Origin of the sequence: Sphingomonas sp. UYEF23, assembly GCF_040546165.1 — a bacterium.
Taxonomy (GTDB): Bacteria; Pseudomonadota; Alphaproteobacteria; order Sphingomonadales; family Sphingomonadaceae; genus Sphingomonas; species Sphingomonas glacialis.
Map to the genome: position 1 here is coordinate 244025 of NZ_JBEPNG010000003.1, position 22087 is coordinate 266111.

Here is a 22087-nt window from a genome sequence, read left to right on the forward strand (position 1 = left end):
TCGGGGGCCGCGGCGCGCCTACCCCGAAAAATTCGGGGTGAGCGCGGCAGTGGCTCAGCTCAGGCCGCGAAGGCTTCGGCCGGGACCGAATAGAGCACATCGGCCTTCGCCGTCGCCGCCGCCTTGAGCCCCAGCGCTTCGGGGACGATCTGCGCGACGTAGAAGGCGCACGCCGCGCGCTTCATCGCCGAGAAGGCATCGTCGCCCGTCGCAATCCGGCCCGAACGCTCCATCAGCCAGCCGCAGGTCGCGACCGAGAGCATCGTCAGGAACGGATAGCTTGCCGCAAGCTTGTCGTCGGCATCGAGCCCCGCCATGCCGCGCCCGATCTCGTCGCACGCGTCGATCAGACCGATCAGGCCTGCATCCTGCGCTTCGGCGCGCATGTCGGCGATCAGCTGCGCAAACACGCCGCCATTGGCCATCGACAGCTTGCGCCCGACCAGATCGGCGGCCTGGATGCCGTTGGTGCCCTCGTAGATCGGCGTGATGCGTGCATCGCGGAAGAACTGCGCCGCGCCCGTCTCCTCGACATAGCCCATCCCGCCATGCACCTGGATGCCGAGGCTGGCGACTTCGTTGCCGATGTCGGTGCCGTGCGCCTTGGCGAGCGGGGTGAGGATCTCGAGCCGGTCCTGCGCGCCCGCTTGCCCGAGCGCCGCGCGGTCGACTTGCGCCGCGGCGTAATAGACGAGCGCACGCGCCGCCTGTGTCTGCGCCTTCATCCGCAGCAGCATGCGGCGGACGTCGGGATGCTCGACGATCTTGACCGATTCCTTGCTGGGCGAGCCAGCGCGCGGCGACTGCACGCGATCGAGCGCATAGGCCACCGCCGCCTGCGTCGCGGCTTCGGCGACTTGGACGCCCTGCAGCCCGACATTGAGGCGGGCATTGTTCATCATCGTGAACATGGCGCGGATGCCGCCGAATTCGCCACCGATCAGCTCGCCGATACAGTCATCATTGTCGCCGAACGACAGCACGCAGGTCGGCGAGGCGTGCAGCCCCATCTTGTGCTCGATCGAGACGACGCGGACGTCGTTGAAGTCGCCCGGCGTGCCGTCCTCGGCCAGCCGATACTTGGGCACGAGGAACAGCGAAATCCCCTTGGTGCCGGCCGGTGCGCCGGGCGTGCGTGCGAGCACGAGGTGGACGATGTTGGGCGCCATGTCGTGATCGCCGAACGAGATGTAAATCTTGGTGCCCTTGATCGACCACTTTCCGTCGCCAAGCGGCGTCGCGGTCGAGCGCAGCGCGCCGACGTCCGAGCCCGCCTGCGGCTCGGTCAGGTTCATCGTGCCGGTCCATTCGCCAGTCACGAGATGCGGAAGATACAGCGCCTGCTGCTCGGGGCTGCCGTGATGCGCCAGCGCCTCGATCGCACCGACGGTCAGCGTGGGCGCGAGCGCGAAGCCCATGTTCGCGCCACCGAGCGTATCGAGCACCGCGGTCTGGATCGCGAAGGGCAGGCCCTGCCCGCCAAATTCTTCGGGAACGCCGATCGTGCCCCAGCCGCCTTCGACATAATCGTGATACGCCTTCACGAAGCCGTCGGGCATGACGACGCCCTCGGGGGTCCATTTCGCGCCGACGGTGTCGCCGGCGCGCAGCAGCGGCGCCCATTCGCCCGCCGCGAGTTGCCCGACGCCTTCGAGCACCGCGTCGACGACGTCGTCGCTCGCGGCGGCGAAGCGTTCGGTCGCGGCGAGATCGGCGATGCCGACGATGTGATCGAGCACGAAACGCTGGTCGGCAGTGGCGGGGGTGAACATGGCGGATCCTCTGACTCAGGGCCCCTTATCGGGGCTGCTGCGCCGGGCTATAGCCCTGTCCGATGATCCCGCCAAACCCGCCTTTTGCGACGCAGACCTTACCCTACGGCGAGGCCGCGATCGCCGCCGCCGCCGCGCTGATCGTGGCCGGCCAGCCGGTCGCGATCGCGTCCGAGACGGTCTACGGCCTTGCCGCCGACGCGACCGATTCGGCCGCCGTCGCGGCGATCTATGCGGCGAAGGGCCGGCCGAGCTTCAACCCACTGATCGTCCATGTCCTCGACATGGCGGCGGCTGAGGCGATCGCCGAGTTCGACCCCGTCGCGCGTGCGCTGGCCGCGGCGTTCTGGCCGGGGCCGTTGACGCTGGTGCTGCCGCTGCGCGCGGGTGCCGGGATCGCGGCCGCGGTGACAGCGGGGCTGCCAACGATCGCGCTGCGCGTGCCGGCGCACCGCGCGATGCGGGCGTTGATCGCGGCGTCGGGCAAGCCGCTGGCGGCGCCCTCCGCCAACGCCAGCGGGGGGATCAGCCCGACGCGGGCGGAGCATGTCGTCGCCAGCCTCGACGGGCGTATTGCGCTTGTCGTCGATGACGGCGCGACCGAAGCGGGACTCGAATCGACGATCGTCGCGACCGCGGGGGGCCTGCGCGTGCTCCGCCCCGGGCCGATCACACGCGAGACGCTGGCGGCGTTCGACACGCTTTCGCCCGAAACAGAGAAAGCAGACCGCCCGGCAGCTCAGGCGATCACCGCTCCCGGCCAGCTCGAAAGCCACTACGCGCCGAGCAAGCCGCTGCGCCTCAATGCCATCACGGCTGCGCCCGACGAATATCTGATCGGCTTCGGCACGATAGCCGGCGCCGCCACGCTATCGCCGACCGCAGAGCTGACAGAAGCCGCGACCAACCTGTTCGCTGCGCTGCACGCGGCAGACGCCTCGCCATCAACACGGATCGCGATCGCGCCGATCCCGAGCGAGGGGATCGGCGCTGCGATCAACGATCGGCTCAAACGCGCGGCGTACCGCGACACTTGAGCGGAGGCGTTACGCCCCCACCGCCGCCTTCGACCGTGCCGCAAAGCTCTTGCGCAGCTTGGCGAGCTTGGGCGGGATCACCGCGAGGCAATACGGATTGCCGCGACCTTCGGTATCCCAATAGTCCTGGTGATAATCCTCGGCCGGATACCAGGTCGACATCGGCTCGATCGTCGTGACGATCGGCGCGGGCCAGTCGCTCGCGGCCCGCTGCATCGCCGCCACGGCCGCGTCGCGCTGCGCATCGTCGGCGGGGAAGATCGCCGAGCGATATTGCGTGCCGACATCGTTGCCCTGGCGGTTGAGCTGCGTCGGATCGTGCGTTGCAAAGAACATGTCGAGGATCTCGCCATACGACACCTGATCCTTGTCGAAGGTCACGCGGATCGCCTCGGCATGGCCGGTGTCGCCACCGCACACCTGCTTGTAGGTCGGATCGGGCACCGTCCCGCCGATATACCCGCTTTCGACCTTCTCGACGCCGATCACGTCCTTGAACACCGCCTCGGTGCACCAGAAACATCCACCCGCGAGCGTTGCGACTTCGCTAGCCATTTTCGAATCCTTTATTGCTGGGTTCCTAGATAGGAACGCGGTGGCGCGACGCAATCTCCACGGGTAGGGCGTGGGCGCTGGCAGGAGACGAAGATGCTCGACGGTGCGGTAATGGTGACGGGCGGAGCGGGCTATATCGGCAGCCATGCGGTGCTGGCGCTGCTCGACGCGGGACACCGCGTCGTCGTGTTCGACAATCTTTCGACCGGGTTCGACTGGCTGGTCGACAGCCGCGCGACGCTGGTGCGCGGCGAGATCGAGGATGACGTGCTCGTCCGCAGCACGATGCGCGACCATGACGTGCGCGCCGTGATGCATTTCGCCGGATCGATCATCGTCCCCGAATCGGTCTCGAACCCGCTCAAATATTATCGCAACAACACCGTCGCGAGCCGCGCCTTGCTCGAAAGCGCGGTCACCTCGGGCGTGAAGCACTTCATCTTCTCCTCGACCGCGGCGACCTACGGCACGCCCGAAAAGGTGCCCGTCGCCGAGCGCGACCCGACCGTGCCGATCAACCCGTACGGGATGTCGAAGCTGATGACCGAGGCGATGCTGCGCGACGTCGCCGCCGCCTATCCGTTGAACTACGCCGTGCTGCGCTATTTCAACGTCGCCGGCGCCGACCCGCAGCAGCGCACCGGCCAGTCGACCGTCGGCGCGACCCACCTCATCAAGATCGCGGTCGAAGCCGCCCTCGGCAAGCGCGCGAGCGTCGGCGTTTACGGCACCGACTATGACACGCCCGACGGCACCGGCGTGCGCGACTACATCCATGTCAGCGATCTCGCCGCCGCGCACGTCGCCGCGCTCGACCTCCTCGTGGCGGAACCCGGCAAGAGCCACACGCTCAACGCCGGCTACGGCAAGGGTTTCTCGGTGCTCGAAGTGCTCGACGCGGTCGACCGGGTCACCAACATGAAACTGACCCGCGTCATCCAAGGCCGCCGCGCAGGCGATGCCGGCGAACTCGTCGCCGACAATCGCGCGATCCTCGCCACGCTCGACTGGACACCGCAGCGCGCCGACCTCGACGGCATCGTCCGCGATGCGTTGGCGTGGGAGCGGAAGCTGGGCGAGCGGGGCTGAACGTCCCCCCTCACGCTTGCGGGAGGGGAGGCGCAAAAATCAGATCGTCTTGCTGATCCCGAACATGAAGCCGCGCCGCGCGCCGAATTGCGGCGCGCCGACGCCGACCCCCGAACCGTCGCGAATCTCGTACACCCGGTCCGCCACGTTGAGCACGTCGAAGCGCACCTCGATCCCCGGCCCCTTGAAGTCGTGGCTCGCGGTGAGGTTGAACACCGCATAGGGCGTCAGCTTGCCGCCATTGGGCACGTCGCCGTCCTTGCGCAGCCCCGAGCCGTAAATCATGCTCCCGCCGAGCTTGCTGTCGCGCAGGAACCCCTGGTCGAAGTGATACGACGCACCGGCCGAGCCGGTATAGGTCTGGTCGTGGTCGAGATAGATGTAGTTGCGCGCGATATAGGCGACGTCGCCCGGGTCGAAGTTGAACTGCCCCGACGCGATCCCCAGCCCCTGCGCCTTGGCGTAGGAGAAATTGGCGTAGGCGAACACCGGCCCGTGCTGGTACGAGACATTGCCTTCGATCCCGTCGATCCGCCCGCGCGTGTAATTGAACGGCGTGAGAATGATCGGCGCACCGAACTGGCCTTCGTCGACCAGGTTGCGCGACCGGCGATGATAGGCGTCGATCCCGAGCGTGAAGCGGCCCAGTTTCTGCTGCGCGCCGACGTCGAAATAATCCTGCCGCTCGGCAAATGGGGCGGTGGCGAGCGGGGTCGTCACGCCGTCGTCGCCCGGCGCCTGTGCGCTGGTGCCGCGGAACTTGAGGACGCTCGTCGTCGCGACGTTCGAAAAGGGCGCGGGCGAGAAATAGCGCGCATAGCCGGCGTGCAGCGTCAGCCCCTTCGACGGCGTCAGCACCGCATTGATCCGTGGCGAGAACTGCGATTCGGCGCGGAAGCCGGTATAATGGTCGAAGCGGCCGCCGAAATTGACGATCAGCGGCTCGGCGATCTTCCATTCGTCCTGCAGATAGACGCTGTAGGTCATCTCGGTCGTCGCGCTGTTGTCGACCACGGTGATCGGCTGGCCGAGCTGCGCGCCGGTGTCGTCGAGCTGGAACACTTGGCTGCTCGTCTTCGAATTGCTGCGATCGCGCGAGATGATCACGCCGCCGCGCAGCGTATGCGCGTCGGACGCGCGATAGACGCCCTCGAGCTGGCCGCCGAAGGTGAAGTCCTGCTTGAACGCCTTTTGCGCGATGCCGTTGAACAGCAGCTCGCCCGTCACGTCGGGGGTGTAGCGCAGCGACGAATAGCGCGCGAACAGCGAGGCCTGGAGCGTCACCGGCCCGGCATCGCGCAGCAAGCTGGCGAGGCCGAACGCGGTGCGCTCGCGCTGGCGCTCGTCGAGATCCTCGCTGCGGAAATCGGTGACACCGGCGACATTGTAGCCGTTGCCCGGGGTCAGCCCGCGCGGATTGGGGATCTGGAAGCTCTGGTCGGAATAGCCGCCCATGAACGAAACGCGATTGTTCTCGTCGAGCGTGTGATCGACATAGACGAAACCCTGATACTGGTTGGTCTTGTCGTGGAGCGGGGTGCGGCTGCCATCGACTGCTTCGATCCCGATATTGCTGTGCTTGTAGCTGCCGGTGACGAAGTAGTTGGTGTTGCCGGTCGACCCGCCATAGTCGAAGCTTGGCTGCACCGTGTCGTTGGTGCCGCCATACAGCGACACCTGCCCACCATTCTTGAAGCCGTTCTTGGTGGTGATGTCGATGATGCCGGCCGTGCGCAGGCCGTATTGCGCGGGCAGCGCGCCGGTGCGCAGATCGAAACGCTCGACCAGGCGGGGCGATAGCGTCTGGCCGAACACCGCGACCCCCTCGGGCAGGATCGTGCCGTTGATGCGGTATTGCAGGTTGTTGTGGTCGTCGCGGACATGGAACTGGCCGCCGCCGTCCTGCACGACGCCGGGCAATTGCAGCAGGATCTGGTTGAGCTGCTGATTCTCCCCGCCAGGGAGCGCTTTGATCGTCTCGCTGGTGATCGTGTAGGTCGTCGCGCCGAGGCTCGGCTGGATCGAGGCGCGCGCGGCATCGAGGCGGCCGGTGACGACGATGTCGGGACCGCTCTTTGCGGTCGACGGTGCAGTCTGGTCATCGGTGCTGGCGGCAACCGATGCCGGCGTGGCTTCGGGGGCGGCATAAGCGGCGATCGGTGCGAACGACAGCAGCGCAGCGCTGGACAACAGAGTGGCTCGGATCATGCGGGAGGCGGCCTTTCAAGATGCGTTGTGCAGTGCAGTAGATGTTATGTGATATTATCACAAGACCGTTTCGTCGACTCCCGGAAACGATTCGGCCGTGTAGGCGCAGCGGTGGCCCGCGCCACCTTGCGGGCAGATGAACGAAGCTCGAATCGGTGGCTAGGCGGAGGTCTTGCCGCGCGCGATCCGCAACCGCAGCGCGGCACCTAGTGACCACCACGCGACCGCCCACAGCCCGCCGAAGGTCCAGCCGGCGAGCACGTCGCTCGGCCAATGCACGCCGAGATAGACGCGGCTGCACCCGATCGCCGTGACGAGCAGCAGCGCTGCGCCGAGCACATAGCGCCGGAGCGCACGATGCTCGGTGATTTGCAGCAGCAACAGCGCGAGCGTCAGATAGACGCACGCGCTGTTCGCGGCGTGGCCGCTCGGGAAGCTCGCATTGTAGACCGAAACGAGGTGATCGGTCACCGTCGGCCGCGTCCGCCCGACCAGCGCCTTGACCAGCGTTACCACGATCGATCCGCTGATCGTTCCGCCCAGCACCAAAGCGAGCGTCAGCCAATGTCGCTGGACGATCAACAGCCCCGCCGCCAGCGCGGCGACCAGGACCAACACGGTCGGCCCGCCGAGTGCAGTCACGTCGACGACGCTTTGCGTCAGCCAGGCCGGCCCTGGCGGCACGCCATGCGCCACCCCGCCGCGCGCCCATAACAGGATCGCGCGGTCGAACCCGAACTGCAATCCGCGATCGATCAAGGCGCCGAGCAACAACAACGCGCCACCAGCGCCGGTCAGCGCCGCGACCGCGACAATCGTCCAGGGCGGGTGGCGGACATCGGGGGCTGCGGGCGGCATCGAGGCATCCTTGCGTGCCGGTGGTGGGCCCAATGGGACTCGAACCCATGACCTACAGATTAAAAGTCCGTTGCTCTACCAACTGAGCTATGGGCCCACACCGCGCTCGCGTTAGGAGCGGTTGCCGGATGGGTCAACCCAGGCGCTTAACCTTGCGCAATCGCGCGAGCAGGTGGCGCGGGGTCAAACCGGTCCGCGGATCGCGCCAAACGGGCGCAATCGCGTACAAGGGCGCAAGCACGAAGTCGCGATCCTGGAAGGCGGCGTGCGGGACGCGCAGCCCTTTCGACCGCCACGCGCCGCCCGACCAGGCGACGATATCGAGATCGATCACGCGTGCACCCCAGCGCGCGCCACGCCGCCGCCCGAAAGCGCGCTCGATCGCCTTGAGCCGCGCGAGCATCGCCGGCGGCGCGACCTCGCTCTCGATCAGCACGACGGCATTGGCGAAGCGTCGAATCGACGGTCCGATCGGCGCACTGCTCAATACAGGGGATCCGGCGACGACACCGCCGAGCGCCGCGATCGCCGCGGCGACTTCTGCCACCGGGCTGCCATGCCGCCCGCGCCGATTCGATCCGATCGCGATAGCGTAACACGGCGCGTAGCAGGGGGCTTGGTGCAGGGTACAGGTTGAGTTGCTCACCCAAACCTGCCTATCGCATCGCGATGAACTTCGCACCCAGCCCGCTGCCCGAAACCGAACCTTCGCGCGATTGCCCGCTTTGCCCACGCCTCGTCGGCTTGCGCGAGACGCTACGCGTCGAACATCCAGCGTGGTGGAACGCCCCCGTCCCCGCTTTCGGCGATCCGCAGGCGTGGCTCGGCATCGTCGGCCTCGCCCCTGGCCAGTTCGGCGCGAATCGTACCGGGCGGCCGTTCACCGGCGATCGCTCGGGGCCGTTGTTGTTCGATACGCTCGCCAAGTTCGGGCTCGCCACTGGCGACTATGAGGGCAAGCCCGACGACACGCTCCAGCTCGACGGCGTGATGATCGTCAACGCGGTCAAATGTCTCCCGCCCGAAAACAAGCCGACACCCGAGGAAATCCGCACCTGCCGCCCGTTCCTCGAAGCGCAGGCCGACGCGGTCCCGAGCGCGCGCGTGTTTATCGCGCTTGGCCAGGTCGCGCATCAGTCGGCGGTCAAGATCCTCGGCGGACGCCTCCCCAAATGCCGCTTCGCGCACGGCGCCGAGCATCGCATGCCCGACGGGCGCGTGCTGATCGATAGCTATCACTGCTCGAGCTACAATCAGAGCACCGGGCGCCTCACCGCCGAGATGTTCGAAGCGATCTTCGCCCGCGCGCTGGAACTGCGCGCGCAGGGCTGAGCCTCCCGCGTCAGATATCCTGCACCAGCCGCCCGTAGAGATCGGGGCGGCGATCGCGGAAGAAGCCGAACGCGGCGCGGTGGCGCTTGACCCGGTCGAGGTCGAGCGTCGCGGTGATGACGCCCGTCTCCTCGCGCCCCAGCTCGGCGAGGATGTCGCCGCGCTCGTCGGTGATAAAGCTCGTCCCGTAAAAGGTCTGGCCGTGCTCGACGCCGATGCGATTCGCGGCGACCACCGGCACGACGTTCGACACGGCATGCCCGACCATCGCGCGCCGCCACAGCCGTGCGGTGTCGAGCGAGGTGTCGTGCGGCTCGCTGCCGATCGCGGTCGGGTAAAACAGCACTTCCGCGCCCATCAGCATCAGCGCGCGCGCGGTTTCGGGATACCATTGATCCCAGCACACGCCGACCCCGAGCGTCGTCGCATCCGGCCCCGGCCAGACCTTGAAGCCGGTATTGCCCGGGCGGAAATAGAATTTCTCCTCATAGCCCGGCCCGTCGGGGATGTGGCTCTTGCGATAGACCCCCATCACGCCGCCATCGGGGCCGATCATTGCTAGCGAATTGTAATGATGCGGGCCGTCCGCCTCGAAGAAGCTCGTCGGGATGTAAACGCCAAGCTCCTTGGCGAGGTCCTGCATCGCGAGCACCGCCTTGTGGACGCCGACGGACTTGGCGTTTGCGAACAACCCTTCGTCCTCGACCCGGCAGAAATATTCGCCCTCGAACAATTCGGGCGGCAGGATCACTTGCGCGCCCTTGCCGGCGGCCTCACGCACGAGATCTGAGACATGCGCGATATTCGCGTCCATATCGGCGGAGAAGGCGAGTTGCAGCGCAGCGACGGTGATTTCGGTCATGCGCCGCCATATCGGGCTTCGCCGCGCCGATTCAAAGACGCAAAAGGAGTTGGGCGTGGAAAAGCTGTTCGAAACGATCGCGCAAAAGGCGACGGGCTGGGCAGGGCGCCCGCCCGCCTTCGTCCTCGCACTGTCGGTAATCGTGATCTGGGGCGTGACCGGGCCGCTGTTCCACTATTCTGACACGTGGCAGCTGGTGATCAACACCGGCACCACCGTCGTCACCTTCCTGATGGTGTTCCTCATCCAGAACGCGCAGAATCGCGACGCCTCGGCGATCCAGGCCAAGCTCGACGAGATCATCCGTGCGACCACCGATGCGCGCAACGCGTTCATCGGGATCGAGCATCTGACGCAGGACGAGCTCGAAGGCATCCGTCGGATGATCGAGCGCGATTGCGGCGAGAGCTCGACCGATCACCACGCCATCGAACGGCTGATCGGCCGGCTCTAACTCCGAATCAGGCGGGCACTTGCTGCGAGATGCAGTGGAAGCTCCCGCCGCCGGTCAGGATCGCATCGGCGCGCAAGCCAACCGCAGTCCGGCCCGGGAACAGCTGCTGAACCGCCGCGACCGCCGATTGGTCGTTGGGCGCGCCGTAGAGCGGCACCACCACCGCGGCATTGCCGATATAGAAGTTCATATAGCTCGCCGGCACGATCTCCTCGTCGCGCAGCACGCGGCCGGGCGACGGGATCCGCACCACGGTGATCCCCGGCATCGCTTCGGCCGCAGCGGCGGCATGCTGATAGACCAGCCAGTTGGGATCGTTCTCGGCGGCCTGCGGGATCGCCAGCACGCCGGGCGCGACGAAGCGCGCGAGATTGTCGACATGCCCGTCGGTGTGATCGTTCATCAGCCCCTCGCCGAGCCACAGCACTTGGTCGAGACCGAGATCGTCGTGCAACCGACGCTCGATCTCGGCCTTGCTGAGCGCGGGGTTGCGGTTGGGGTTGAGCAGGCATTGCTCGGTCGTGACGACCAGCCCGGTGCCGTCGCCATCGATTGCGCCGCCCTCGAGCACCCAGTCGCACGGCGTGACCGGCAGCAGCTTGCTCGCCGCGAGCCGCAGCCCGACATCGTCGTCGCCGGGCAAATCGTATTTGCCGCCCCAGCCGTTGAAGCGGAAATCGCGCGCGCTGTGGTCCGACAGCACGATCGGCCCGGTGTCGCGCAGCCAGATGTCGCCGAACGGTTCGACCACGATCTCGGCGAAATCCCCCGCCAGGCTGCGTGCCGCCTCGGCCGCATCCTCGTCAGCGGCGACGAGGATGACGCGCTCGCCGCGACCCTCGGCATGGACCGCGCGCCCGAACGCCGTCACTTCGTCGCGCGCGGCGTCGAGATCGTCCTCCCACAGCTCGGGATGGCTCGGAAACCCGATCCACACCGCGGCATGCGGTGCCCATTCCGCGGGCGGCAGCAGCTTCGACATACGTTATTTCCCTGCACGACTCGTGTCGCGAACGGCGCGGAATTCCGCGGATTTGTACCAATTGGGCCAATCGGTGCCGTCGGCGAGCTGACGCCCCAGCGCATAATAGAGCTGGACGTCCTCGACCGCGCCCGACCAATCCCATGCCGCATTATATTCGTCCTGCGGCTTGTGATAGCGGTTTTGGATATAATCGAGCGTCGCGGCGTGTCCCGCTGCGACACCGCCGACGCGCAGATCCTCGCCCGCGCCGCCATCGAACATCGGCACGCCCAATTTGGCGAAGCTGAAATGGTCCGAACGGAAATACCCGCCGCGTTCGGGATTGGGCTCGGGCTTGATCACGCGATCCTGCGCCTCGACCAGCAGCTTCATGCGATCCTCGAGCTCGGACTTGCCCGCGCCAGCCACGACGAAATCCCGGGTCCGGCCCTTGACGTTGAGCCCGTCCATATTCACCCCGCCGACGGTCTGCGCGAGCGGATAGATCGGATGCTCGGCATAATAACGCGAGCCGAGCAGCCCGCATTCCTCGCATGTCACCGACAGGAAGACGAGCGAGCGCTTCGCTGGCCCGGCCTTGGCATTGGCCTCGGCGAGCGCGACGAGCCCGGCGACGCCGCTCGCATTGTCGAGCGCGCCGTTGCAGATGTCATCGCCTTTGACCGCGTCGCAGTGGCCGAGATGGTCCCAATGCGCGGTGTAGAAGACATAGTCCTTTGGCGCCGTCTTGCCGGGCAGGATGCCGATCACGTTCTTCGAGGCTTGCCGCTTGATCGTGTTCGCGAAGCTGACCGACGCCGTCACGCCGAGCGGTACGGCCGTGAAGCCCTTGGTCTTGGCGGCGGCGCTGAGCGTCTCGAAATTCTGCCCGGCGCTGGCGAACAGCTCCTTTGCCTTGGCAAGCTGCATCCAGCCGATCGCCGCGCTCTGGTCGGCATGGTCGCCCTTCTCGTCGAGCTCCAATTGCGGCCCGGTCCAGCTCGACTGGACGACGCCCCAGCCATAGGCGGCAGGCTCGGTATCGTGGACGATGATCGCCGCGGTCGCGCCGTGGCGCGCGGCTTCCTCGAACTTGTAGGTCCAGCGGCCATAATAGGTCATCGCCTTGCCCTCGAAGAGCCCGTCGCGGCCCGGCGTCTGCCAGTCGGGATCGTTGACGAGGATCACGACGGTCTTTCCGTGGACGTCGACCCCGGCATAATCGTCCCACCCGCGTTCGGGCGCGGTGATGCCGTAGCCGACGAACACGACGGGCGAATCCTTGATCGCGATCGTCGGCGTGACGCGATAGGTCGCGAGCACCACGTCCTGGCGATATTGCAGCGCGACCGGCGTCTTGCCGCCGCTGAAGGTCATCGGCGTCACGTCGCGCGCGGTGAGTTCGACGAGCGGGACGGGCTGGAACCAGCTGCCATTGTTGCCCGGCTTGAGCCCCGCCGCCTTGAAGCGCGCGACGATATAGTCGGTCGCCTTGTCCTCGCCCGGCGTGGTCGGCTTGCGGCCTTCGTACGCGTCGGACGACAGCGTCTTGGTGACCTCCTTGAGCGTCTGCACGGATATCGCTGGTGCGGTTTGCGCGGTTGCGCTCGTCGATAGCGCAACCGCGCCCAGGATCACGGCAAACGTGGGGGAGAGGCGCATCGGCAAGCCCTTTTACTGGATTTCGCGCACCGTTCTGGCAGGCCACGATCAAACGCGCAACGCTCCGGAACGGGTCGCTTGCGGGGGATCGGAAACGCGGTATCGTGCGGAATCATAGGGGGGATTCCATGACACGACATATGCTGCGCGCAGCGCTGATCGCCTGCGTTGCCACATCACCGCTTGCCGCGAGCGCGGCCCCGGATGCAGCGGCGACCGCACCCACCGCGCTGACCGACGCACAGCGCTTCGGCGCGCGCGAATCGGTGCAGCAGATCAGCCTGTCGCCCGATGGCAAACGCGCCGTCGTGCTGATGAGCGCGGGCGATCGCGGCGTCGCGGCGTTCGTGCTGACGGTCGATTCGGCCGAACCATTGGTCCGCGTGTTCGGCTCGAGCGGCGAGAAGGAGCAGCTCGATTATTGCCAATGGGCCACCAACGACCGGCTGGTCTGCGGGCTGCGCTTCACCGACGGCAAGGTCAGCGACATGGTCGGCTTCGATCGGCTGATCACGGTGCAGGCCGATGGCAAGAACCTCAAGCTGCTCAGCGCCAGGACCTCGACCGACGCGCTTGGCGTGATGCAGAATGGCGGGCGCATCATCGACTGGCAGGGCGACCCCAGCGGCGCCACGCTGCTGATGACGCGCCAAGTCGTTCCCGAATACAGTACCGGCACGCATCTCAACGAGACCGACCACGGGCTCGCCGTCGAACGCGTCGATCCCGCGACACTGCGCCGCAGCTTCGTCGAGCCCGCGCGCGCGGATACCGAGGAATATATCTCCGACGGGCGCGGGACCGTCCGCATCGCCGGCATCCGGCCGAAAACGAGCAGTGGCTATGGCGCGACGCATATCCGCTATGTCTATCGCAAGGCCGGCACGACCAAATGGCTGCCGCTCAGCACCGTCACCGGCGACGCACAGACCGAATCCGGGTTCGACCCCTATGCCGTCGATCCCGCGCTCGACGTGGTCTATGGCTTCGACAATCTCGACGGGCGCCGCGCGCTGTTCAAGATCGCGCTCGATGGCAGCCTCAAGCGGGAGCTCGTCTATTCGCGCCCCGACGTCGATGTCGCCGGGCTGGTGCGCATCGGGCGTCACAATCGCGTGGTCGGCGTGAGCTTCGTCACCGATCGCCGCCAGACCGATTTCTTCGACCCCGAGCTCAAGAAGCTGTCGCTGAGCCTGTCCAAGGCGATGCCGGGCACCCCGCTGGTCCGCTTCATCGACGCCAGCGCGGATGAATCGAAACTGTTGCTGTGGACCGGAAGCGACGTCGATCCCGGCAAGTATATGGTGTTCGACAAGAAGACGCGACACCTCGACGCTCTGCTGCTCGCGCGCCCGCCGCTCGAGGAAGCCAAGCTTGCCCCGGTCAAGGCGATCACCTTTCCCGCCGCCGACGGCACGCCGATCCCGGCCTATCTGACGCTCCCGGTGGGCGGATCGGGCAAGGGGCTGCCCGCGATCGTCATGCCGCACGGCGGCCCGGGCGACCGCGACGAATGGGGCTTCGACTGGCTGGTCCAGTTCCTCGCGGCGCGCGGCTACGCCGTGCTCCAGCCGAACTATCGCGGATCGACCGGTTATGGCGATACATGGTTCCAGCAGAACGGTTTCAAATCGTGGCGCATCGCGATCGGCGACGTCAACGATGCCGGGCGCTGGATGGTCAAGCAGGGCATCGCCGCGCCGGGCGGGCTCGCGATCGTCGGCTGGTCGTATGGCGGCTATGCCGCGCTGCAATCGCCGATCCTCGACCCCGCGCTGTTCAAGGCGATCGTCGCGATCGCGCCGGTCACCGATCTCGACACGTGGCGCCACGAGCACGACCATTATGAGAGCTTCGCGCTGGTCGATGCGTTTGTCGGCAAGGGCCCGCATATCCGCGAGGGATCGCCTGCGCTGAACGCGGCGCAGATCGCCGCGCCGGTGCTGCTGTTCCACGGCGACATGGACCAGAATGTCGGCATCGGCGAATCGCGCACGATGGCGAGCCGGCTGCGCAGCGCGCACAAGCAAGTCGAGCTGGTCGAGTTCAAGGGGCTCGACCATCAGCTCGACGATACCGCCGCGCGCACGAAGATGCTCGACAAGACCGATACGTTCCTGCGCACGTCACTCGGCATCAAGTGACACGAAAAAGGGCGGCCCGATGCGGGGCCGCCCTTCTTGGTTCGGATCGGCGCCGTGGCGAAGCCACGGCGTCGGTCGGTGCCTCGGGCACCGCCGGCCGAGCCGCTGAGTATGGCTGGCGCTAGCTTCGCTAGCGCCTCGCCTCAGCGGCTGTAGAACTCGACCACCAGGTTCGGTTCCATCTTCACCGGATAGGGCACTTCGTCGAGCGCCGGCACGCGCGTGAAGGTGACCTTCGCCGCACCGTCGGGCGCGACATAATCGGGGATTTCGCGCTCGGCGAGCTGCTGCGCTTCGAGCACCAGCGCCATTTCCTTGGCCTTGGTGCCCAGCGTGATCTCGTCACCGACGAAGCAGCGACGCGACGCGATGTTGCACTTCACGCCGTTGACGCGGATGTGGCCGTGCGAAACGAGCTGACGCGCCGCCCAGACGGTCGGTGCGAACTTGGCGCGATAGACGATCATGTCGAGGCGCTGCTCGAGCAGGCCGATCAGATTCTGGCCGGTGTCGCCCTTCATGCGCGCTGCCTCGGTGTAGCACGCGCGGAACTGCTTCTCGGTCACGTCGCCATAATAGCCCTTGAGCTTCTGCTTGGCGCGCAGCTGGATGCCGAAGTCCGAGACCTTGCCCTTGCGGCGCTGGCCGTGCTGGCCGGGGCCATATTCGCGCTTGTTGACGGGCGACTTGGGACGACCCCAGATGTTCTCGCCCATCCGGCGATCGAGCTTGTACTTTGCGCTTGAACGCTTCGACATAAGATATTCCTTGGCAAGTGCTTCGTGACAAGACCACCTGCCGGGGCAGGCGATCGATACCCGGTATCGCTCTATCCAGATCTTTGGAGGATCAAGGCAGGGCCACCACTTCACCGGGGTGCGGGGCCATTTGCGAAGGTGGGCGCCTAGCCGCGTGGGCCGTGTGAGTCAAGCTGGACAGCTGCGGCCCGTCACGCCAAGACCGCGGGCATGAGCGAAATCCTGTCAGGCCCCGACTGCACCACCATGATCGAGGTCCGCGCCGGCGTCGACCAGGTCGACCGCGAACTGATCGCGCTGCTGGCACGGCGCTTCGCGTACATGGACGCCGCGGCGCGGATCAAACCCGCGCGCGGCGCGGTGCGCGACGAAGCGCGCAAGACCCAGGTCATCGCCAATGCCTGCGCCGCGGCGCAGGCGGCCGGCGTGCCCGAACGGATCGTCGCAGATCTCTGGGAGCAACTGGTCGAAGCGTCGATCGCCTACGAACTCGCTGCGTTCGACCGACGCTGATCGCTCAGCGCGGGACGTCGACGCCGTTGCCGCGGCTCTGCATGTGCTCGGCCGAGCGCTGCCCCTCGAGGTCGAGCGACGCCCATTGGGCCTTGGTGCGGCAGACACGCTTGACGAACAGCGACCCGGTCGCTTCCTGGCTGCGGCAGACCTTCTTTTCTTTCTCGATCGGAGTGGCCGCGGGGACCGCGTCGCTCGCATAAGCGAGGCTCGGGACGCACAGCAGCACAACAGCGACGACAGTTTTCATGGTGTTCCCCGTGACCCAACTCAGCTCGATGTAAGTCGTTGCTACACCGCAATATAACGCCGCTACGCGCAGATCAAGGTCGCCGCGGCGTCTTCCCCGACAGCGCCGACAACACGCCGCGCAGCGTCCGCACTTCCTGCGCCGACCAGGCGGGCTTGGTCAGCAAGGTGCGCAGCGTGCGTCGCGTCACCGGGGTGCGGTCAGGCGGATAGAAGAAGTCGGTCGCGACGAGCATCGCGTCGAGCTGGCCGATCATCCCGTCGAGCTCGGCCTGCGGCGCGGGCTCGTGCAGTTCGACCGCGGGCGGCTGCGCCAGCCCCATGCCCTTCGACCATTCGTACGCGACGAGGATGACCGCCTGTGCGAGATTGAGCGAGCCGAATTCGGGGTTGATCGGCACGGTGATGATCGTCCGCGCGAGCGCGACGTCGTCGGTCTCGAGCCCCGAGCGTTCGGGCCCGAACAGGATCGCCGCGCGCCCCGGCCCGGCATGGATCGCGGCAGCGGCCTGTTCGGGGGTCACCACCGGCTTGGTCACGCCGCGCTTGCGCACCGTGGTCGCATAGACATGGCTGCAATCGGCGACCGCGTCGGCGACGGTCTCATAGACGCGCGCCCGTTCGAGCACGATATCGGCACCCGATGCCGCCGGCCCGGCTGAGGGATTGGGCCAGCCGTCGCGCGGCGACACCAGCCGCATCTCGACCAAGCCGAAATTGAGCATCGCGCGCGCGGCCTTGCCGATATTCTCGCCGAGCTGCGGGCGGACGAGGACGAGGACGGGGGGCGGAACAGCCGGAAGCGTGCTCACGCCTTGCCGACCTCGCTCACCGTACCGGCGAACTCCTCGAAATCACGCGCCTCGCGGAAATCCTTATAGACGCTGGCGAAGCGGATATAGGCGACCGAATCGAGGCCCTTGAGCCCCTCCATCACCATCTCGCCGATCCGCCCCGAGCGCACTTCGCTTTCGCCCTGTGTCTCGAGCTGGCGCTGGATGCCCGAGACGAGCTTCTCGAGCCGCACCGCCTCGATCGGGCGCTTGCGCGCCGCGATCGAGACCGAACGCAGCAGCTTCTCGCGATCGAACGGCTCGCGCTTGTCCTCGCTCTTGAGCACGGTCAGCTCGCGCAGCTGGATCCGCTCGAACGTGGTGAAACGCGCTGCACACCCCTCGCACTGGCGCCGGCGGCGGATCGCACCGGCATCTTCGGTCGGGCGCGAATCCTTGACCTGGCTGTCTTCATGTCCGCAAAAGGGGCAGCGCATCTCTTATTTGTTCAACTTTCGATAAGCGGCATAGCCGGCGCCGAGCAAAGCGCCCGTCATCAGCGAAAACGGCAGCACGATCGCCGCCAGCGCACCGACGACGGCGCCGCCGACGATCCGGTTGCCTTCCTCGCCGCCGAGCAGCGTGCTGGTCTTGTCGACCGCGCTGTCGAGCACTTCGACGACATCCTCGCCAACGGCGCGGGCCATGTCTTCGAAGGTGGTCTTGGGTTTCTCGTCGCCAGCGGGATCGGTCATGTCAGCTCTCCGGGTAGATCGGGAACCGGTGACATAGTGCAATAACACGCTCCCGTACAGCGGCTTCTACCGCCGGGTCGCCGCCCTCGCCCTTCTGGCGCAGGCCGTCGAGCACGTCGGCGACCATGTTGCCGATCTCGCGGAACTCGGCGGGGCCAAAGCCGCGCGTCGTGCCCGCAGGCGTGCCGACGCGGATGCCGCTGGTCTTGGTCGGCGGGAGCGGGTCGTTCGGGATGCCGTTCTTGTTGCACGTGATGTTCGCACGCTCGAGCGCTTCGTCGGCATCCTTGCCGGTGACGCCGAGCGGGGTGAGGTCGATCAGCGCGAGATGCGTGTCGGTCCCACCCGAGACGATCTCGGCGCCGCGCTCCTTGAGCGTCGCCGCGAGCACCTTGGCGTTTTCCATCACCGCGGCGATGTAGCTCTTATAGCCGGGCTCGAGCGCTTCGCCGAACGCGACCGCCTTGGCGGCGATGACGTGCATGAGCGGACCGCCCTGCAGTCCCGGGAACACCGCCGAGTTGAACTTCTTGCCGAGCGCCTCGTCATTGCTGAGGATCATGCCGCCGCGCGGGCCGCGCAGCGTCTTGTGCGTCGTCGTCGTTACGACATGCGCGTGCGGCAGCGGCGAGGGATGCAGGCCGGCCGCGACCAGTCCCGAGAAATGCGCCATGTCGACCAGGAAATAGGCGCCGACCTCATCCGCGATCGCGCGGAACTTGGCGAAATCGATCTGCCGCGGATAGGCCGAGCCACCCGCGATGATCAGCTTGGGGCGATGCTCGCGCGCCAGGCTCGCGACTTCGTCGAAGTCGATCAAGTGGCTGACCGGATCGACGCCGTATTGCACCGCATTGAACCACTTGCCCGACATCGCCGCGCGCGCGCCGTGCGTCAGATGGCCGCCGGCATCGAGGCTCATGCCGAGGATCGTCTCGCCGGGCTTCACCAAAGCGAGCATCACCGCCCCATTGGCCTGCGCGCCCGAATGCGGCTGGACGTTGACATAGGCGCAGTCGAACAGCTGCTTGGCACGGTCGATCGCCAGCTGCTCGACTTCGTCCGACGGGTGGCATCCCTGATAATAGCGCTTGCCGGGATAGCCTTCGGCATATTTGTTGGTGAACACCGAGCCCTGCGCCTGCAGCACCGCCTTCGACACGATGTTCTCGGAGGCGATCAGCTCGATCTGCGTCTGCTCGCGCGTCAGCTCGTGCTGGACGCCCGCGAACACCGCGGGGTCGGTTTCGGCCAGGCCGCGCGTGAAGAAACCGTCGGGCTGGACGTCGTGGAGCGTGGTGGGATTGGTGCTCATGCCGGATCCTTTGCGGGAGCTGGGGCGCCGAGCTTGTCGACGCGGGTTTGATGGCGGCCACCGGCGAAATCGGTGGTCAGGAAAGCGGTAATGCAGGCCTTGGCCATGTCCTCGCCGATCAGCCGCGCGCCGAGCGCGATGACGTTGGCGTCGTTATGCTCGCGTGCCAGCGCGGCGGACAGCGGTTCCGAGACGAGCGCGCAGCGCACCGCCGGGTTGCGGTTGACCGCGATCGAAATGCCGATCCCCGACCCGCACAGCGCGATACCGCGCTCGGCCGATCCGGCCGCGATCGCTTCGGCCAGCTTGAACCCGAAATCGGGGTAATCGACGCGCGCATCGCTGTCGGGACCGAGATCGACGACGTCATGCCCCTGCCCGGCGAGCCAAGCGGCAAGTATGCCCTTTAGCGCAAAGGCGGCGTGGTCGGAGGCAATGGCGATGCGCAAAGCGAAGGCGCTCCCAATTCGATTGAGCGGATCGGCAGCGCTTTAGCCAAGCATCCGCGCAATTGCCACACTCAAGCCAGCAGAATTGCCGTACGGCGATTGCGATACCCGCAACAGCTGGCTAGGGTGTTGATCTGTGATAGATTCGACGCCTCGCGCTTCCGTCAACTCCGCCGCCGGGACACCCGAAGCGGCGCGTCTTCGGCTCGTCGAGACGCTGGTCCGTACCGGCGAGGAAGACCGCGCGGCCTTTCGCGATCTCTATTCGCTGACCTCGGCGAAGCTATTCGGCATCTGCTACCGTATCTGCGGCGAAAGGCAGGCTGCGGAAGACGTGTTGCACGACGTATATCTCACCATCTGGAAACGCGCCGGCGCCTACGAACCCGCGCGCGCAAGCCCGATCACTTGGCTCGCGACGATCGCGCGCAACCGCGCGATCGACTGGCAGCGTGCGCAGACCGTGCGCCGCGCATCGCCGATCGAAGATGCGCCCCCGATCCTCGACACCGCACCACTTGCCAGCGACGTGCTGCTCGAGGCCGAATCGACGCACCAGCTGCACGCTTGCCTCGACAGTCTCGAGGAGCGCCAGCGCGCCGCGATCCGCACGGCGTTCTTCGACGGCGTGACCTATGCCGAGCTCGCCGAGCGCGAGGCGGTGCCGCTTGGCACGATGAAGAGCTGGGTGCGGCGCGGTCTCGCGCGGCTCAAAGCGTGTCTCGAGGGATGAGCGACGTATTGCCCCCCGACGTCCGCGACGACGATCTGCCCGACACGATGGCGGGCGAATTCGCGCTTGGCCTGCTCGACGGCGACGCGCGCGCCGCCGCGACCCGGCGTGTGCTCGCCGAGCCCGGCTTTGCGCGCGAGGTCGAGGCGTGGCGCACGCACCTCGCGCAATTGTTCGACCTGTGGCCCGAAATGCCCGCGCCCGATCTGTTCGCACGGATCGAGCGTTCGCTATATGGCGCCCCCGCGCCAAGCGTCGTCGCCCTGCCGGCGCGCGCGCCGAGCAAATTCTGGCCGAGCTTGGCTGCGTTTTCGAGCGTTGCCGCCGCGGGTTTGCTCGTCGTGCTGTTCACCCGCCCGCTGCCCGTGCCGCAACCCCCGGTCGCGCCCCGCGTCGTGGTCGAGACCGGTCCGACGCTGGTCGCCTCGATCACCCCGACCGCCAAGGGCACCCCGGTCACCGTGGTGTACGACGCGCGCGCCGGATCGCTGCGGCTGACCGAGGCGAGCCTGGCCGACGCGAAGCGCACCGCCGAACTGTGGGTCATTCCAGCGGGCGGGACGCCGCATTCGCTCGGCTTGCTCCAGACGCATGGCGGCACGGCGTTGACGCTCGATGCGGCCAATCGCGCGCGGCTTGCCGCGGGCGCAACGCTTGCCGTTTCGCTCGAGCCGATCGGCGGATCGCCGACGGGTCTGCCGACCGGGCCGGTGGTCGCGACGGGTGCGCTGTCGCGCGTCTAGGCGTCGGGTAAAGCGTCGGCACATTTCCAATAGGTCCGGTTGCATCCATACCCGGGTTTCGAGCGTATATCCGGCACGTCCGGACCACCGGGCGATCCGTTGGAGAGAACGCACATGACTCGCACCTTCCGCACCTCGATCGTCGCTGCAGCGATTGCGCTCAGCGGTGCCTCGCTCGCTTATGCCCAGACCAATCCGATGGTCGGCGGCGCCGCCATGTACCCGACGAAGAACATCGTCGAGAACGCCGTCAATTCGAAGGACCACACGACGCTCGTCGCCGCAGTCAAGGCTGCCGGCCTGGTCGAGACGCTGAGCGGCCCTGGCCCCTTCACCGTCTTCGCGCCGACCAACGCGGCCTTCGCCAAGCTGCCCAAGGGCACGGTGACCACGCTGCTCAAGCCCGAGAACAAGGACACGCTGACCTCGGTCCTCACCTATCACGTCGTCCCCGGCACGATCACCGCGCAGGACATCGCCGCCAAGGCGAAGGCCAACATGGGCAAGGCGACCTATGCCACCGTCCAGGGCGGCACGCTGACCTTCATGAAGTCGGGCAACGGCTGGGGCATCATGGATGCCAAGGGCCACAAGGGTAAGGTCACGATCGCCAACGTGATGCAGTCGAACGGTGTGATCCACGTCATCGACACCGTGATGATGCCGTAAAAAATTGTCGAAGCGGGGTGCATCCAGCGATGCAACCCCCGCGTAGCTACCGTGTCGCTGCCCCAAGCAGCGGCGTGTAACACCGTCGTCGGATCCCCTCCTTTGCGACGAACGGTGGCGTAAACGGACCTGTCGGCCCCCCTTTAGCCGGCAGGTCCTTTTCATTTAGACGCTATCCCGTCATGGAAGCGTC

24 protein-coding genes and 1 tRNA gene are annotated in these 22087 nt (G+C 66.7%); 9 read left to right on the forward strand and 16 right to left on the reverse strand.

All coding sequences use genetic code 11. From position 1 onward, the window contains the following. Positions 1–59: 59 nt before the first annotated feature. The gene (locus tag ABIB28_RS07250; protein WP_354287454.1) at positions 60–1772 is read right to left on the reverse strand and encodes an acyl-CoA dehydrogenase family protein; all 1713 of its coding nucleotides are present in this window, start codon (positions 1770–1772) and stop codon (positions 60–62) included. A gap of 62 nt (positions 1773–1834) precedes the next feature. Between ABIB28_RS07250 and ABIB28_RS07255 the strand changes: the two genes are divergently transcribed. After that, complete coding sequence (locus ABIB28_RS07255) at positions 1835–2809, forward strand: L-threonylcarbamoyladenylate synthase (protein ID WP_354287456.1); 975 nt, start codon at positions 1835–1837, stop codon at positions 2807–2809. Positions 2810–2818: 9 nt separating this feature from the next. Here the strand turns inward: ABIB28_RS07255 and msrA are convergent, their stop codons facing one another. Beyond that, the gene (gene msrA, locus ABIB28_RS07260) at positions 2819–3364 is read right to left on the reverse strand and encodes a peptide-methionine (S)-S-oxide reductase MsrA (RefSeq protein ID WP_354287458.1); all 546 of its coding nucleotides are present in this window, start codon (positions 3362–3364) and stop codon (positions 2819–2821) included. Positions 3365–3457: 93 nt separating this feature from the next. On the opposite strand from msrA, the gene galE reads away from it, so the two are divergent. Beyond that, positions 3458–4453: a UDP-glucose 4-epimerase GalE gene (galE, locus tag ABIB28_RS07265; protein WP_354287460.1), complete on the forward strand. Its 996-nt coding sequence runs from the start codon at positions 3458–3460 to the stop codon at positions 4451–4453. 39 nt (positions 4454–4492) lie between these two features. Here galE and ABIB28_RS07270 read toward each other — a convergent pair whose 3' ends face one another. From ABIB28_RS07270 to folK, 4 genes are all read right to left on the reverse strand, one after another. After that, positions 4493–6661, reverse strand: a complete 2169-nt coding sequence (locus ABIB28_RS07270) for a TonB-dependent receptor (RefSeq protein ID WP_354287462.1) — start codon at positions 6659–6661, stop codon at positions 4493–4495. A gap of 159 nt (positions 6662–6820) precedes the next feature. After that, complete coding sequence (locus tag ABIB28_RS07275) at positions 6821–7519, reverse strand: phosphatase PAP2 family protein (protein WP_354287464.1); 699 nt, start codon at positions 7517–7519, stop codon at positions 6821–6823. A gap of 21 nt (positions 7520–7540) precedes the next feature. Further along, positions 7541–7616: transfer RNA gene (locus ABIB28_RS07280), tRNA-Lys, on the reverse strand. Between the two features lie 36 nt (positions 7617–7652). Next, complete coding sequence (gene folK, locus ABIB28_RS07285) at positions 7653–8108, reverse strand: 2-amino-4-hydroxy-6-hydroxymethyldihydropteridine diphosphokinase (protein ID WP_354287861.1); 456 nt, start codon at positions 8106–8108, stop codon at positions 7653–7655. Between the two features lie 80 nt (positions 8109–8188). On the opposite strand from folK, the gene ABIB28_RS07290 reads away from it, so the two are divergent. After that, positions 8189–8851, forward strand: a complete 663-nt coding sequence (locus tag ABIB28_RS07290) for a uracil-DNA glycosylase (protein ID WP_322161720.1) — start codon at positions 8189–8191, stop codon at positions 8849–8851. A 10-nt stretch (positions 8852–8861) separates the two neighbouring features. On the opposite strand, the gene aguB is transcribed toward ABIB28_RS07290, so the two are convergent. After that, the gene (aguB, locus tag ABIB28_RS07295) at positions 8862–9713 is read right to left on the reverse strand and encodes an N-carbamoylputrescine amidase (RefSeq protein ID WP_354287467.1); all 852 of its coding nucleotides are present in this window, start codon (positions 9711–9713) and stop codon (positions 8862–8864) included. A 55-nt stretch (positions 9714–9768) separates the two neighbouring features. On the opposite strand from aguB, the gene ABIB28_RS07300 reads away from it, so the two are divergent. After that, on the forward strand, positions 9769–10167 hold the full coding sequence (locus ABIB28_RS07300; protein ID WP_133191391.1) for a low affinity iron permease family protein: 399 nt from the start codon (positions 9769–9771) through the stop codon (positions 10165–10167). Between the two features lie 7 nt (positions 10168–10174). On the opposite strand, the gene ABIB28_RS07305 is transcribed toward ABIB28_RS07300, so the two are convergent. Both ABIB28_RS07305 and ABIB28_RS07310 read right to left on the reverse strand, forming a co-directional pair. Next, positions 10175–11149: an agmatine deiminase family protein gene (locus ABIB28_RS07305; RefSeq protein ID WP_354287469.1), complete on the reverse strand. Its 975-nt coding sequence runs from the start codon at positions 11147–11149 to the stop codon at positions 10175–10177. Positions 11150–11152: 3 nt separating this feature from the next. Further along, the gene (locus ABIB28_RS07310) at positions 11153–12793 is read right to left on the reverse strand and encodes a M28 family metallopeptidase (RefSeq protein ID WP_354287471.1); all 1641 of its coding nucleotides are present in this window, start codon (positions 12791–12793) and stop codon (positions 11153–11155) included. Positions 12794–12921: 128 nt separating this feature from the next. Between ABIB28_RS07310 and ABIB28_RS07315 the strand changes: the two genes are divergently transcribed. Next, entirely contained in the window at positions 12922–14937 is a 2016-nt protein-coding gene (locus ABIB28_RS07315) for an alpha/beta hydrolase family protein (RefSeq protein ID WP_133191388.1), read from the forward strand. Positions 14938–15080: 143 nt separating this feature from the next. Here the strand turns inward: ABIB28_RS07315 and rpsD are convergent, their stop codons facing one another. Continuing rightward, positions 15081–15695 (reverse strand): 30S ribosomal protein S4, encoded by a 615-nt coding sequence (gene rpsD / locus ABIB28_RS07320; protein ID WP_133191387.1) that lies wholly within the window; start codon positions 15693–15695, stop codon positions 15081–15083. A 210-nt stretch (positions 15696–15905) separates the two neighbouring features. Here rpsD and ABIB28_RS07325 point away from each other — a divergent pair, with 210 nt between their 5' ends. Continuing rightward, on the forward strand, positions 15906–16208 hold the full coding sequence (locus ABIB28_RS07325) for a chorismate mutase (RefSeq protein ID WP_354287474.1): 303 nt from the start codon (positions 15906–15908) through the stop codon (positions 16206–16208). A 4-nt stretch (positions 16209–16212) separates the two neighbouring features. On the opposite strand, the gene ABIB28_RS07330 is transcribed toward ABIB28_RS07325, so the two are convergent. From ABIB28_RS07330 to rpiB, 6 genes are all read right to left on the reverse strand, one after another. Further along, complete coding sequence (locus ABIB28_RS07330) at positions 16213–16458, reverse strand: hypothetical protein (protein ID WP_354287476.1); 246 nt, start codon at positions 16456–16458, stop codon at positions 16213–16215. Between the two features lie 73 nt (positions 16459–16531). Then, positions 16532–17269 (reverse strand): RNA methyltransferase, encoded by a 738-nt coding sequence (locus ABIB28_RS07335; protein WP_354287478.1) that lies wholly within the window; start codon positions 17267–17269, stop codon positions 16532–16534. Further along, positions 17266–17727: a transcriptional regulator NrdR gene (gene nrdR, locus ABIB28_RS07340; RefSeq protein ID WP_133191383.1), complete on the reverse strand. Its 462-nt coding sequence runs from the start codon at positions 17725–17727 to the stop codon at positions 17266–17268. The genes ABIB28_RS07335 and nrdR overlap by 4 nt, the downstream gene beginning before the upstream one ends. A gap of 3 nt (positions 17728–17730) precedes the next feature. Continuing rightward, a complete protein-coding gene (locus tag ABIB28_RS07345) occupies positions 17731–17985 on the reverse strand; it encodes a hypothetical protein (RefSeq protein WP_133191382.1) in 255 nt (84 codons plus the stop codon). Between the two features lies 1 nt (position 17986). Continuing rightward, complete coding sequence (gene glyA, locus ABIB28_RS07350; protein ID WP_354287480.1) at positions 17987–19300, reverse strand: serine hydroxymethyltransferase; 1314 nt, start codon at positions 19298–19300, stop codon at positions 17987–17989. After that, positions 19297–19749, reverse strand: coding sequence for a ribose 5-phosphate isomerase B (gene rpiB / locus ABIB28_RS07355; protein WP_133191380.1), 453 nt, complete (start codon positions 19747–19749; stop codon positions 19297–19299). The genes glyA and rpiB overlap by 4 nt, the downstream gene beginning before the upstream one ends. A gap of 136 nt (positions 19750–19885) precedes the next feature. Between rpiB and ABIB28_RS07360 the strand changes: the two genes are divergently transcribed. The 3 genes from ABIB28_RS07360 to ABIB28_RS07370 all read left to right on the forward strand — a co-directional run bounded on the left by ABIB28_RS07360 (position 19886) and on the right by ABIB28_RS07370 (position 21894). Then, positions 19886–20482: a sigma-70 family RNA polymerase sigma factor gene (locus tag ABIB28_RS07360; protein ID WP_229839383.1), complete on the forward strand. Its 597-nt coding sequence runs from the start codon at positions 19886–19888 to the stop codon at positions 20480–20482. After that, a complete protein-coding gene (locus ABIB28_RS07365) occupies positions 20479–21225 on the forward strand; it encodes an anti-sigma factor (RefSeq protein WP_133191379.1) in 747 nt (248 codons plus the stop codon). Before ABIB28_RS07360 ends, ABIB28_RS07365 begins: the two co-directional genes overlap by 4 nt. 114 nt (positions 21226–21339) lie before the next feature. Then, positions 21340–21894, forward strand: coding sequence for a fasciclin domain-containing protein (locus ABIB28_RS07370; protein ID WP_133191378.1), 555 nt, complete (start codon positions 21340–21342; stop codon positions 21892–21894). Positions 21895–22087: the final 193 nt, after the last annotated feature.

Bases quoted from the DNA above. Each gene is read 5' to 3' on its own strand.
- ABIB28_RS07250 (WP_354287454.1), bottom strand. From the start codon at position 1,772: ATGTTCACCCCCGCCACTGCCGACCAGCGTTTCGTGCTCGATCACATC.
- ABIB28_RS07255 (WP_354287456.1), top strand. From the start codon at position 1,835: ATGATCCCGCCAAACCCGCCTTTTGCGACGCAGACCTTACCCTACGGC.
- msrA (WP_354287458.1), bottom strand. From the start codon at position 3,364: ATGGCTAGCGAAGTCGCAACGCTCGCGGGTGGATGTTTCTGGTGCACC.
- galE (WP_354287460.1), top strand. From the start codon at position 3,458: ATGCTCGACGGTGCGGTAATGGTGACGGGCGGAGCGGGCTATATCGGC.
- ABIB28_RS07270 (WP_354287462.1), bottom strand. From the start codon at position 6,661: ATGATCCGAGCCACTCTGTTGTCCAGCGCTGCGCTGCTGTCGTTCGCA.
- ABIB28_RS07275 (WP_354287464.1), bottom strand. From the start codon at position 7,519: ATGCCGCCCGCAGCCCCCGATGTCCGCCACCCGCCCTGGACGATTGTC.
- ABIB28_RS07290 (WP_322161720.1), top strand. From the start codon at position 8,189: ATGAACTTCGCACCCAGCCCGCTGCCCGAAACCGAACCTTCGCGCGAT.
- aguB (WP_354287467.1), bottom strand. From the start codon at position 9,713: ATGACCGAAATCACCGTCGCTGCGCTGCAACTCGCCTTCTCCGCCGAT.
- ABIB28_RS07305 (WP_354287469.1), bottom strand. From the start codon at position 11,149: ATGTCGAAGCTGCTGCCGCCCGCGGAATGGGCACCGCATGCCGCGGTG.
- ABIB28_RS07310 (WP_354287471.1), bottom strand. From the start codon at position 12,793: ATGCGCCTCTCCCCCACGTTTGCCGTGATCCTGGGCGCGGTTGCGCTA.
- ABIB28_RS07315 (WP_133191388.1), top strand. From the start codon at position 12,922: ATGACACGACATATGCTGCGCGCAGCGCTGATCGCCTGCGTTGCCACA.
- rpsD (WP_133191387.1), bottom strand. From the start codon at position 15,695: ATGTCGAAGCGTTCAAGCGCAAAGTACAAGCTCGATCGCCGGATGGGC.
- ABIB28_RS07325 (WP_354287474.1), top strand. From the start codon at position 15,906: ATGAGCGAAATCCTGTCAGGCCCCGACTGCACCACCATGATCGAGGTC.
- ABIB28_RS07330 (WP_354287476.1), bottom strand. From the start codon at position 16,458: ATGAAAACTGTCGTCGCTGTTGTGCTGCTGTGCGTCCCGAGCCTCGCT.
- nrdR (WP_133191383.1), bottom strand. From the start codon at position 17,727: ATGCGCTGCCCCTTTTGCGGACATGAAGACAGCCAGGTCAAGGATTCG.
- ABIB28_RS07345 (WP_133191382.1), bottom strand. From the start codon at position 17,985: ATGACCGATCCCGCTGGCGACGAGAAACCCAAGACCACCTTCGAAGAC.
- glyA (WP_354287480.1), bottom strand. From the start codon at position 19,300: ATGAGCACCAATCCCACCACGCTCCACGACGTCCAGCCCGACGGTTTC.
- ABIB28_RS07365 (WP_133191379.1), top strand. From the start codon at position 20,479: ATGAGCGACGTATTGCCCCCCGACGTCCGCGACGACGATCTGCCCGAC.
- ABIB28_RS07370 (WP_133191378.1), top strand. From the start codon at position 21,340: ATGACTCGCACCTTCCGCACCTCGATCGTCGCTGCAGCGATTGCGCTC.